Genomic DNA, 12050 nt, shown 5'->3' with positions numbered 1-12050 from the left:
GCGATCGCGGGGAGGGCGCCGTCGTTCGTCGCGGACTACTCCGCGTCGAGGTCGGTCTCGAGGAGCGTCTTCAGCTCGGCGAGGGCGGCGTCGGCGCCGTCACCCTCGGCCTTGAGCGTCACGACCGTGCCGTGTGCGGCGCCGAGGCCCATGAGCGAGAGGATGCTGCCCGCGTTGAGCGCCGGGCCGTCACCCACCTGGATCGTGACGGGCACGGACTGCTTCTGCACGGCCTCGACGAAGAGCTTCGCGGGACGTGCGTGGAGCCCCGAGGCGCTCGCGACGGTTGCCTGGACTTCTGCCATGGTCTGTTCCTTTCGGTGGCGTTGATCGATTCTGTCTGATTCGTGCGCCGCCGTGTTCGGGTCGCGCACAGTTCGGCTCAGGCGGCGACGGCGACGGCGTCCGCGCCGGCCTCGACCGGCTGCGGGCGGCGACGCGTGAATCGCTTGAGGAGCAGCACGAGCCCGGCCGTCACGATCGAGCCGATGACGATCGCGATGATGAACCAGAGCAGGTTGCCGATCGCGAAGAACACGAAGATGCCGCCGTGCGGGGCCTGCGACGTGACGCCCATGCCCATCGAGATCGCGCCCGTGACCGCACCGCCGACGATCGTCGCGGGGATGATGCGCAGCGGGTCGGCCGCGGCGAACGGGATCGCGCCCTCGCTAATGAAGGCGGCACCGAGCAGCCAGCCGGCCTTGCCGTTCTCCCGCTCGACCGGGGAGAAGAGCTTCGGGGCGACGAGGGTCGCGAGTGCGAGGCCGATGGGCGGCACCATGCCGGCGCCCATGACGGCGGCCATGATGAGCCACGGCGTCTGGTCGTTCACGGAGCCGAGGCCGAGCCCCGCGACGGCGAACGAGTAGGCGACCTTGTTGATCGGTCCGCCGAGGTCGAAGCACATCATCGCGCCGAGCAGCAGGCCGAGCACGACCGCGCCCGTGCCCGTGAGGCTCGAGAGCCAATCCGTGAGGCCGCTCATGAGCAGCGCGATGGGACCGCCGAGGAAGAGCACCATGAGGCCGGAGGCGAAGATCGACGCGAGCAGCGGGATGATGACGACGGGCATGAGGCCCGCGAGCCAGCGCGGCGGCTTGAGCGTCGTGAGCCACCACGCGGCGAGTCCGCCGAGGAGGCCGCCGACGAGACCGCCGAGGAAGCCCGCGTTCATGAGCACGGCCACGGCACCGGCGACGAAGCCGGGTGCGATACCCGGGCGGTCGGCGATCGCGAACGCGATGTACCCGGCCAGGACGGGCACGAGGAAGCCCATGCTCGCGCCACCGATCGCGAAGGCGACGGCACCGAGGTAGGTGCCGAGTCCGCCCTCGGGAAGGTTCCAGAGCGAGTTCTGGAGGATGATGTCGCCCGCGTTCTCGCTGATCGAGTACCCGCCGAGCAGGAAGCCGATCGCGATGAGCAGACCGCCACCCGCGACGAACGGGATCATGTAGCTGACGCCCGTCATGAGCCAGCGCTGGATGCGTGCGCCGACGCGCTCGCGATCGGTCGACTCCTCGGCCGCCTCTGCGTTGCCCGCACCCGCGACACGCTTCGCGGAGGGGTCGGCCGCCGCGGTCACCGCACGGGCGATGAGATCGTCGGCCTGGTCGATGCCGCGCTTGACCGGCACCTGGATGACGGGCTTGCCCGCGAACCGGGCGCGGTTGCGCACGTCGACGTCGGTCGCGAAGATCACGGCGTCGGCGTCCCGGACGATCGCCGGGTCGAGCGGCGTGACGGCCGTCGCACCCTGTGGCTCGACGTGGAACTCGACGCCCGCCTTCTTCGCGGCGGCGGTGAGCGCGTCGGCGGCCATGAACGTGTGGGCGATGCCGGTGGCGCAGGCCGTGACGGCCACGATGCGCGGCGTGCGGCTGCCGTCCGGCGCGGTGTCGACGGCCGCGTCCGCATCGGTGCCGGCCGGCGCGGGGGTCGGTGCGGCGGCCGGCGCGGGCGCGTCGCTCAGGGCCCCGTCGACGAGCGCGACGATGTCGTCGCGCGTCGCCGCGTCGCGGAGCGCCTGCGTGAACTCGGGCTTGATGAGCGACCGCGCGAGCTTCGAGAGCATCGACAGGTGCGCGTCGTCGGCCCCCTCGGGTGCCGCGATGCAGAACACGAGGTCGGCGGGACCGTCGGGCGCGCCGAAGTCGACGCCGGGTCGAAGGCGCGCCATGGCGAGCGTCGGCGCCGTGACGGACGCGGAGCGGCAGTGGGGGATCGCGATGCCGCCGGGGATGCCGGTGGCGTCCTTGGCCTCGCGGGCGAGGGCATCGGCGGCGAGCTCGTCGGCATCGGTCGCGCGTCCCTGTGACACCACGAGTGCGGCGAGCGCGCGGATCACGTGCTCCGCATCGGGCCCCAGATCCCGGTCGAGCTCGACGAGCTCGGGGGTGATCAGTTCGGACATCGGTGTCTCCTCTTTCTTCCTCGGTGTCAGCGTGTCCGCGTGGACACGTCGGTGATCGTGATGTTCTCGGGCCGGGTGTCGGCGCGGGCGGGCAGGGTCGAGCCCGGGAGTGCGGCCGCCGCGGCACCCTGCGCGACGGCCTGGGCGAGGGCGCCGTCGGTGCCCTGCCCCTCGGCGGACGCGAGCAGGAATCCCGCGAGCGACGAGTCGCCCGCCCCGACCGTGGAAACGGCCCGGATGCGTGGCGATGCGGCGAACCGTGCGCCACCGGACTCGACGAGCAGGGCACCCGTCGCGCCCAGCGTGACGAGTGCGGCTCGGGCGGCCCCGAGCGACTCGGTGGCGATGCGGGCCGCGAGTTCGGGGGAGGCCTCGAGTGCCTCCGGGTCGCCGTGTCCCGCGAGTTCGGCGAGTTCCTCGGCGTTCGGCTTGATGAGGTCGATGGGCTCGTCGCCGTGCACGAGGTGGCGGAGCGGAGCGCCCGAGCTGTCGACGGCGATGCGCGGTGCCGCGGCACCGAGTTCCGAGCGGACGCGCGACACGAGGGTCGTATAGGTGTTCGCGGGGAGGCCTGCCGGCAGCGAGCCGGCGATCACGAGCCAGGCGGCCCCTCGGCAGGCCGCGACGACGGCGGCGCCGAGCGCGTCGAGTTCGGCCTCGTCGAGGCGCGGCCCGGGCTCGTTGAGCTTCGTCGTCGTGCCGTCGGGCTCGGTGACCGCGATGTTCGTTCGCACCGTGCCCGTCACTGGGACGGCGAGGTGCGGGAGCCCCGAGGCCGCGACGAGGCGCGTGAACGCGTCGTCGGCCGCAGCGGGGAAGACGGCGAGCGTCTCGACGCCCGAGGCCGCGAGGGCCCGCGAGACGTTGACGCCCTTGCCGCCCGCCTGCACGTCGCTCCGCGCGGCACGCTGCACGTCGCCGCGGCGCAGCGCGCCGGTGAGTTCGATGGTCCGGTCGATCGCGGGGTTCGCGGTCAGGGTGACGATCATGCGAGCACCACCTCGACGCCGGCGCCCTCGAGCGCGTCGGCGAGCGACGCGTCCGGGGCGCTGTCGGTCACGAGCCCGTCGAGTTCGTCGAGCGTCGCGAATCGCGTGAGCGCTTCCGCGCCGAACTTGCTGGCGTCCGCGACGGCGATGGTGCGGCGGGAGGAACGCACCATCTGCCGCTTCACGGCGGCCTCGTCCGGGTCGGGGGTCGACAGGCCGAAGGCCGATGCGACGCCGTTCGTACCGATGAAGGCGAGGTCGGTGCGCATGTCCTGCAGCTGCTCGATCGTCGTGGGGCCGACGGCGGCGGCCGTGAGGCCACGGACCCGACCGCCGAGGGCGACGAGCCCGATCGCCGGATTGCCCGCGAGTCGTGCGATGACGGGGACCGAGTTGCTGATGACGGTCAGTGCCGCGACCTCGGCGGCGGGTCGAGCGGCGAGCTTCTCGGCGACGAGTTCGGTCGTGCTGCCGGCGTCGAGCAGGAGCGTGCCCGCGAATCGCGGCGGCACCATCGCGGCGGCGGCCACGGCGATCGCGCGCTTCGCATCGAGGTCCTGCGCGGAGCGCTCGGACAGGTCGCGCTCCGTCGTGCTCCCACGGTCCGCGGCCACGGCACCGCCGTGGACACGGCGGACGTCACCGATGCTCTCGAGCCGATCGAGATCACGGCGGATCGTCTCGGTGGTGACCTGCAGTCGCTCGGCGAGTTCGGCCACCGAGGCCCGCCCGGCCGTTGTCACGAGGCGCTCGATCTGCGCCTGCCGCTCCGTTGCGTACATCCCGTCCTCCGTTGGTCGTCGTGTGACGAGCGTACGCCCCAAACACAGGTAAAACAAGATAAACAAAGAAAAAACCACAGATGCACAGATCGCTTCCCGCTCGCCTCACCATGGCGCCCACCCGCTGGATCGCTACGCTCGGGGTATGACGACCTCCAGCACGGTCCCGTCCGAGGATCCCGACGCCCGCCGGATCGCCGATGCGGTGTCCGAGTCGGAACTCGAGCGGCTGCGCGCGCTCGCGGTCGACGTCGCGCTCGAGGCCGGCGCGCTCGCGCGTGATCGACGTCTGCACGGCGTGGAGGTCGCCGACACGAAATCGTCGCCCGTCGATGTCGTGACGGAGGTCGATCGTGAGGTGGAGGCCGTCGTCCGTGCGCGCCTCGCCGCAGCCCGGCCCGACGACGGATTCTTCGGCGAGGAGTCCTCGCCCACGGAATCCGCGGGGGATTTCACGTGGATCGTCGATCCGATCGACGGCACCGTCAACTACCTGTACGGGATCCCGGCGTACGCGGTCTCGATCGCACTCGTCGCGGGCGATCCTGCGTCGGATGCGTACGCGACGCTCGTTGGTGTCGTGGTCAACCCCGCGCTCGGCGAGTGCTTCACCGCCGTTCGGGGTGGCGGGGCCGAACTCGGCGGCGCGCCCCTCGCGTGCAGCACGCAGACCGACCTTTCGCTCGCCCTCGTCGGAACCGGATTCGGGTACGAGGCAGATCGTCGCGGACGTCAGGCCGTCGCCTGGGCCGCGCTCGCCCCGCGCGTGCGGGACCTCCGCCGGATGGGGGCGGCCGCGCTCGATCTGTGCAACGTCGCGGCCGGTCGATACGACCTCTACTACGAGGCGGGGACCAATGCGTGGGATCACGCGGCCGGCGCGCTCATCGCGCGCGAGGCCGGTGCCCGTGTCACCGGCGGCGAGGGGTTGCGTGAGTCGCGTCGGCTCGTGATCGCGGGGCCCGAGGTGCTCGTCGAGGCGTTCGAACGCATCGCGCCGGCCGAGGTCGCGCTCGAGCTCGGCTAGGCGGACGCTCAGTCGAAACCGCACGAGCCGGCAGCCGAGTCATGCCCCGAAAATCGGGGGCTTGTACAGTCGAATCTGCGCCATCGTCCAACTCGTCTTGATCTTTCCGTGATCGTACCGTTACCATTTACGAGTCCGTTACCCGACCGCCGAGGACCGCACCCTGTGACTTCATCGCCTGACTGCTCGCCGAAGGCCGCAGACGCCACGCTTTCACGACGAGCGATCCGTGAGGCCGAGCGTGCTGCGAAGTCCTCGGAGCCGGCAGTGGCGACCCGGCGGGCCCGCCGTGACGCGGCCGAGAGCGTGACGCCGAACGCGGCGGCGGTCGAGGCCGCCTCGGCCTCGCAGGCGGCTCCCGCGCCCGTGACCAGCTCACGTATCGCTCCTGAGGCACCCGCCGTCGCTCCGGTGGCCCCGGTGTCGACCGAGTCGACCGAGACGGGCGAGGTGACGCGGCTCTCGCGTCGAGCGCGTCGTGCCGCGGAGAACGCCGACCGTCCGGCACCCGCGCCCGAGGTCCACGACACGCTGCCCGTCGACCCGCCCGCCGCGCGTGTGCGTCGTCGCGCGTCGGAGTCCGTCGCGCCCACCGAGCCGACGCGCGCCTCGGGGCGCCGCGCGCTCCGGCAGGAGTCCGGCTCGGCACCCTTCACGGCGCCCGACGCCACCCCTCGGCCGGGCGTCGCACAGGCTCGTCCGACCGAGCGGCCCGATGTCGCGTCGACCGCGGCTCCCCGTTCGGAGGCGCCCGCTCGTCTCGTCGCGCACCGTGGTCCCCGCCCGGTCGCCCAGGCGCCGAGCGAGCCCGGCCGCCCGCTCGCCGAGCGCGAAGCGGCCCGGCGCGCACCCGCCGTCGAGCGTCCCGCCGCTCCCGCCGACGCCGACCGGAAGCCCGCCCTCGTCGCGGCCCCGGCGCCCGTCGTGAACATCGAGTCGTCGCCCCGTGAGCGTTCGACCCGTGCACGGTCCGCCCAGGAGCCCACGCCCGAGCCGTCGTACGCGCCGACCGCGGAGTTGTCCGTCGTCGAGTCCGCCGCCCGGGGTGCGGGTGCACCGGTCGTCGCCGACGACGTCCAGCCCGTGGCGGTGGCGCTCGTCCCCGCCACGCGGAACGACGGACGGCGTTCGTCCACGCGGCGCACTGTTCCGGCCGCGGTCGTTCCGAGCCGTGTCGAGCACATCGCTCCCGTCATCGAGCCGCTCGAGTCGGACGTCGATGCCGACATCGAGATCCCACTGAGCTTCCGACGCAACGCGGCCGCCCTGCAGCCGGTCGCGCGGGGTCGCGGCTCGTCCCGCGCGTTCGTGCGTGTCAAGCGCGGCAGCCCGGCGAAGCGTCGGGGCGCGGTCGTCCGCGGTGCGGCCGGCGTCGCCGCGCTCGGATTCGCGGCGAGCGTCGCGGTCTCCACCACGCTCCCCGCCAATGCCGTGAGCGAGGTGCCCGGTATCGGCGACAGCGTCGCCGACGGTGCGAACATCGACGGTCAGACCCTCACGGTCGGGGCGGATCTCGCGGACGAGAGCGTCGACCGCGACGAGGGCTACGCCGTCGCGACGATGGGCACGGCGACGGCCTTCAACATGGCGACGGGTATCAAGCGGCCCGACGCCAACGCGTACTCGAACGACCTCACCTCGGCGGTGCAGTGGCCGTTCCCGGTCGGCGTCATCATCTCCGACTACTTCGGTTCGCGGACGGCTCCGTGCTCGGGCTGCTCGAGCGACCACAAGGGCGTCGACTTCACGCCCGGCGAGGGCACGCCCATCGGTTCGATCGCGGCCGGTCGCGTCGTCGCCGTGTTCCCGACCGACGGCGGTGGGCTCGGAGTCCACGTCATCGTCGAGCACGTCATCGACGGCGTCACGTACCAGTCGGTCTACGGTCACATGCTCGAGGGTTCGGTCGCCGTCCAGGTCGGCCAGGTCGTCAACGTCGGTGACGAGCTCGGCAAGGTCGGGAACACGGGCTCGTCGACGGGTGCCCACCTGCACCTCGAGGTGCACCAGGGCGACGTGAAGATCGACCCGTTCGCCTTCCTCAAGGCCAAGAACGTTCCGCAGACGACCGTCGTGCGGCCGGATGCGCCCGTGCAGGCGTAGGTGGTGAGCGTGGCACCCGCGAGGTGCTATGCTCGACCGGTGCCATTTCGAGCCACAAGCCCGAACGGCATCTCGCCCCGATAGCTCAGTGGTAGAGCACTTCCATGGTAAGGAAGGGGTCGTCAGTTCAATCCTGACTCGGGGCTCCATCGCACCGCTCTACCGGCGGCGTGATACGGCTGGGTAGCTCAGTTGGTGAGAGCGCACGACTCATAATCGTGAGGTCGCGGGTTCAAGCCCCGCTCCAGCTACAGACGGAACCCCCGGCGGATCGCCGGGGGTTCTCGCGTTCACGAGGCCCCGCACCGGTGATGGCGACGTGGCGGACGACGCGCGCACGGCCGGATCCCGATCGGAATCCGGCCGTGCGCGCGTTTCATGCGTGCCACGTTGGTGGATCGTCGGGCGACGGCCGCAGCCGCGGCACGAGGCGCTCGACCTCGTCCAGGATGCGCAGCGACTCGATGCTCTCGGCGAGCGGCATGAGCGGCGACTCGGTCGACCCGTCGGTGATCGCGCGTGGCGGCGGCCGCCTCGTAGCAGAGCCCGGACGCCCGGGAGACGGGATCAAGCGTTCGACGGTTCTCGGCGGTCCCGTCGTTCGACGCGAGCGTCAGCTCGGCGGGCGCGGAGAACGGTGCGGCGGAGGCCGTCCGCGGGATCGCCGTCGCGACGTCGTCGTTCGTGCCCTCCCGCTCCCGCCCCTCGCGGTCACGCCTGACGGCGATGTGCGTCCGGAGGTCGGCGCCGAGCACCTCGTTGATGGGCGAGACCGCGAAGTCGATCGCATCGATCGCGTGCACCCCGAGGTCGATGAGCGGGACACCGCCCGACGTGGCCCGGTCGAAGCGCCACGCGAAGGGGCACTCGGGGGAGGCCGCGTGGTCGGCGTCACAGCTCGACTCGAAGTGGTGGGTCCCGCCGAGCCGGCCTGCCGCGACGACGCGAGCGAGTTCGGCGAGTGCCGGGATGCGCCGGTACGAGAAGCCGACCGCGTGCACCGCGTCCTGCTCGGCCGCGAGACGCGCGAGCAGCTCGGCCTCGGCGTGGTCGAGGCCGAGCGGCTTCTCTGTGAGGACGCGTTGCCCGCTGCAGATGATCGCATCGAGCACCTCGCGGTGTGCGACGTTCGGGAGCGCGACGCTCACGACGTCGATCGTCGGGCCGTCGAGCACACGGGCGAGGTCGCTCGTGGCCTCGGCGAAGCCGTAGCGACGTCGGACGTCCTCGGCCGGCGTGGCCGACGCATCCATCACGACCGCCGACTCGACCATGAGGTCGGCGAGCTCGCCGGGCCTCGTCGCGTTGCGATAGCCGCACGCGTGGGCCAGTCCGGCCATGCCGGTATCGACGAGCGCGACCTCCCAGTTGGTTCTGCACGTCGCGCTGCCGTTTCCGCGCTCTCGCGCCGTTGTCGTCGATCTGGTGGTTAGGCATGAGCGCGCGCCGGACCGGGGTGTCGAGCACGAGGTCTTTCATGGATCCGAATTCGCGCGGTGCTGGAAACGAAAGGGTCACGCCGTGCGAATCGGCGTCCTCACGGAAACCCGTCCCGAGCTGACTCCCGAGCGGGCGCCCGAACACGCGCAGCACGTCGGGGCCGAAACGATCGCGTTCGGCGCGGGCAGCTGCTCACCGCGCCCCCACTGCGACGTGCCCGGTCTGCAGGCCTTGTCGACGCGAGGCGAGGAGCTGCGTGCGAAGGCCGCCGACGTGGGCCTCGAGTTCTCGGCGATGAACGCGAGCGGTAACCATCTGTACCCGAGCGAGGACGATGCGGACGCGAGCGCGAGCGACGCGATCCGGCTCGCGGGCGAGCTCGGGGTCGAGCGGGTCGTTCTCATGTCCGGTCTGCCAGCGGGTACGCACGGTGACGCGATGTCGAACGGGATCACGACCTCGTGGCCACCAGAGACCAACGCGATGCCCGAGTGCCAGTGGAACGACGTCGTGCTCCCGTACTGGTCGGCGTTCTCGCGGTTCGCTCGTGCTGTCGGCGTCGCGCACCTCGCCGTCGAGATGCACGCGGATCAGCTCGTGTACGACGTGCCGTCCACGCTCCCGCCCCGTGATGAGATCGGGGATCGTCGGCTCTACGTCGACCACAATCACCTGATCCGGATGGGCGCCGATCCGTTGGTCGCGATCGCCGAGTTCGGGGAGGCGATCGTGCACGTGCACGCGAAGGACACGCGGATCGAGGCGGCCGTCGACGTGCGCAGCGGTCTCGAGAGCCTCACGGTCGATCATGCACCGGAGCGGGCTCGGAACTCCGTTACCGTCGGACGAAGGCGATCGACATCATGCTGCCTGACGTCGGCAACACGGTGTTCGCCGACATCCACGGCGGGATCGTCGACGGAACGGCGAAGACGCCGATCCAGCCCGTTCTCACAGTCGGGTCGATCGACGGCGAGACGGAGCTCGCGCTCATGCGGCGCTTGTGGTCGTTGCGCGTCGACGGTGTCGTCCTCGATGGCTACAGCGGACGGCGGAACGCTTCGCGAGCACGATGCCGAGGGCGCTCGCGAGGAGGAGGGTCGATGCTGGGATCGTGGACTGCGTCCTCGCGGACGAGCGATTCGGCGTGACGGAATACTGCATCGGCCTCGGGCATCGTGACATCCTGCACGTCCCGACAGCATTGACACCGCCCCACCACGGCCATCGCGAGGCGATGCTGGGCACCGGGCGCAGCTCGTCGAGACCGACATGTCCATCGCGGGCGGCCGAGCCGCGGTCCGCGAACGCCTCGAGAGCGGCTCGCGCTTCACGGCGGTCTTCACCCACAACGACCTCGCGGCCCTCGACGGACTCTAGGCGCTTCGTGAGCGCGGCATCCGCGTGCCCGACGAGGTGTCGGTCGTCGGATTCGACGCGATCGAGATCGTGCTCCCCGCTCATCGAGCTGGTGTCCGTGAGTCACCGGACACGCGAGCTCGGCCGGACCGCCGCACAACTCCGGCTCGAGCACCTGGGCGGTGAGCCGGCGGCTCCCGGGTGGTCGTCCGGCGTTCGACGCGCCCGGATACGGGGCGGACCACCGGCCCGACACCGGTGTCGGACGGCACGGCCCGGATCCCTGTCGATCTATTGTCGTATTGTCGTGACATTGATACGATCAGCTCGACTCTTCACGTACTGGTGAAGAGTGCGAAAGTAGACGAAGGAGTCGAATATGTCCGGAAGTCCGGCTGGGGCGCATACGTCGAGTGGGGGTGCGTCGCTTCCCCCACTCACTGACGGTCCGCACCGCAAGCGCCTGGGGGTCGTCGCACTCATTGCGACCTTCGGTGGGTTGCTCTTCGGGTACGACACGGGAGTCGCCAACGGGGCCGAGCGGCCGCTGCAGGCGGAGATGGGATTCGACACGATCCAGATCGGGATCGTGATCAGTTCGCTCATCTTCGCGGCGGCCATCGGCGCCATGATCGGCGGACGTCTCGCTGACCAGATCGGTCGTCGTCGTACGATCATCGCGCTCTCCGTGATGTTCTTCGCGGGAACGCTGCTCGTCATCACGTCGCCGGGCGGCCCCGAGCACGGAACGCACACGACGCTCGGCTTCTCGCTGCTCGTCCTCGGGCGCATCGTCCTCGGCCTGGCCGTGGGCGGCGCGTCGACGGTCGTGCCGATCTACCTCGCGGAGCTCGCACCGTACGAGATCCGCGGCTCGCTCTCGGGGCGCAACGAGCTCGCGATCGTCATCGGTCAGCTCGCCGCGTTCGTGGTGAACGCGATCATCGCAGCCCTCTGGGGCCACCACGACGGCGTGTGGCGCATCATGTTCTCGATCTGCGCCATCCCCGCGATCTTCCTCTTCATCGGCATGCTGCGGATGCCGGAGTCACCCCGCTGGCTCATCGAGAAGGGTCGCGGTGAGGAGGCGCTTCGCGTGCTGAAGACCGTCCGCTCGAACGAGCGCGCGGAAGCGGAGTTCGGCGAGATCGAGCAGGTCGCCGTCGAGGAGAAGCGTAACGACAGCCGCGCGCTCGGGATCCGGGCCGTGCTCTCGAACAAGCACCTCCTGCTCATCCTCGTCATCGCGTGCGGACTCGGCATCGCGCAACAGTTCACCGGTGTGAACGCGATCATGTACTACGGCCAGCGCATGCTCGCCGAGTCGGGCTTCAGCGAGGACATGATCGGCTGGGTGAACATCGCCCCCGGCGTCATCGCGGTGATCGGCGGGACGATCGCGCTCTTCATGATGGACCGGGTCAACCGCCGCACGAACTTCCTGTGGGGCTACGGACTGACCGCCGTCTCGCACGTGCTCATCGCGGTCAGCATGATCCTGCTCTTCCCCGAGGGCAACCCGATCCGTCCGTGGGCGTTCCTCGTCCTCATCGTGATCATGATCGGCTCGATCCAGCTGTTCCTGAACATCGCGACCTGGGTGTACCTGTCCGAGATCTTCCCGCTACACATGCGTGGGGTCGGCATGGGTGTCTCCGTCTTCGTGCTGTGGGTCGCGAACGGTGTCCTCGCGCTGCTCGTGCCCTCGATCGTCGGTGCCATCGGCATGGGCCTGTTCGTCGTGTTCGCGATCGTCAACGCCATCGCGTTCCTGTTCGTGCTCAAGTTCGTGCCCGAGACGCGCGGCCGCACGCTCGAGGAGCTCGAGGAGGACGTCACGACCGGGGCGATCCACCTGAGCTGATCGGGCCCGGGATCGCAGCCGCGACCACCCGTTCGATCCGGCCCCCGCGCACCACGGTGCGCGGGGGCCG

General features: G+C 70.8%; 9 protein-coding genes, 2 tRNA genes and 1 pseudogene. 6 read left to right on the top strand and 6 right to left on the bottom strand.

Annotated features, from left to right (window positions below; translation table 11 throughout):
- Window positions 1–35: 35 nt before the first annotated feature.
- The 4 genes from HNR16_RS13235 to HNR16_RS13220 form a co-directional block, all read right to left on the bottom strand.
- Window positions 36–305 carry an HPr family phosphocarrier protein gene (locus HNR16_RS13235; protein WP_158040686.1) on the bottom strand — a complete coding sequence of 90 codons (270 nt, stop codon included), beginning with the start codon at window positions 303–305 and terminating at the stop codon, window positions 36–38.
- A 77-nt stretch (window positions 306–382) separates the two neighbouring features.
- Window positions 383–2416: a PTS fructose transporter subunit IIABC gene (locus tag HNR16_RS13230; protein ID WP_158040687.1), complete on the bottom strand. Its 2034-nt coding sequence runs from the start codon at window positions 2414–2416 to the stop codon at window positions 383–385.
- 26 nt (window positions 2417–2442) lie between these two features.
- Window positions 2443–3405, bottom strand: a complete 963-nt coding sequence (locus HNR16_RS13225) for a 1-phosphofructokinase family hexose kinase (protein ID WP_158040688.1) — start codon at window positions 3403–3405, stop codon at window positions 2443–2445.
- Complete coding sequence (locus tag HNR16_RS13220) at window positions 3402–4187, bottom strand: DeoR/GlpR family DNA-binding transcription regulator (RefSeq protein ID WP_158040689.1); 786 nt, start codon at window positions 4185–4187, stop codon at window positions 3402–3404. The genes HNR16_RS13225 and HNR16_RS13220 overlap by 4 nt, the downstream gene beginning before the upstream one ends.
- Window positions 4188–4332: 145 nt before the next feature.
- Here HNR16_RS13220 and HNR16_RS13215 point away from each other — a divergent pair, with 145 nt between their 5' ends.
- From HNR16_RS13215 to HNR16_RS13200, 4 genes are all read left to right on the top strand, one after another.
- Window positions 4333–5214, top strand: a complete 882-nt coding sequence (locus HNR16_RS13215; protein ID WP_158040690.1) for an inositol monophosphatase family protein — start codon at window positions 4333–4335, stop codon at window positions 5212–5214.
- Window positions 5215–5481: 267 nt separating this feature from the next.
- A complete protein-coding gene (locus HNR16_RS18885; protein WP_158040691.1) occupies window positions 5482–7317 on the top strand; it encodes a M23 family metallopeptidase in 1836 nt (611 codons plus the stop codon).
- Window positions 7318–7391: 74 nt separating this feature from the next.
- Window positions 7392–7466, top strand: a tRNA-Thr gene (locus HNR16_RS13205).
- Window positions 7467–7494: 28 nt separating this feature from the next.
- Window positions 7495–7568 (top strand) — tRNA-Met (locus tag HNR16_RS13200).
- A gap of 39 nt (window positions 7569–7607) precedes the next feature.
- Here HNR16_RS13200 and HNR16_RS13195 read toward each other — a convergent pair.
- Window positions 7608–8318, bottom strand: a complete 711-nt coding sequence (locus tag HNR16_RS13195) for a Gfo/Idh/MocA family protein (protein WP_377700715.1) — start codon at window positions 8316–8318, stop codon at window positions 7608–7610.
- Window positions 8313–8666: pseudogene (locus tag HNR16_RS19060) on the bottom strand (Gfo/Idh/MocA family oxidoreductase); the annotation flags it as partial. The gene HNR16_RS13195 and the pseudogene HNR16_RS19060, both read right to left, overlap by 6 nt.
- On the opposite strand from HNR16_RS19060, the gene HNR16_RS19055 reads away from it, so the two are divergent.
- Window positions 8656–9939 carry a sugar phosphate isomerase/epimerase family protein gene (locus HNR16_RS19055; RefSeq protein ID WP_158040693.1) on the top strand — a complete coding sequence of 428 codons (1284 nt, stop codon included), beginning with the start codon at window positions 8656–8658 and terminating at the stop codon, window positions 9937–9939. The pseudogene HNR16_RS19060 and the gene HNR16_RS19055 sit on opposite strands and share 11 nt — an antisense overlap.
- Before the next feature lie 556 nt (window positions 9940–10495).
- Window positions 10496–11980, top strand: coding sequence for a sugar porter family MFS transporter (locus tag HNR16_RS13180; RefSeq protein ID WP_158040694.1), 1485 nt, complete (start codon window positions 10496–10498; stop codon window positions 11978–11980).
- Window positions 11981–12050 lie beyond the last annotated feature (70 nt).

This window comes from Pseudoclavibacter chungangensis, assembly GCF_013410545.1.
GTDB lineage: Bacteria > Actinomycetota > Actinomycetes > Actinomycetales > Microbacteriaceae > Pseudoclavibacter > Pseudoclavibacter chungangensis.
This window is presented reverse-complemented; position numbering and strand designations above follow the sequence as displayed.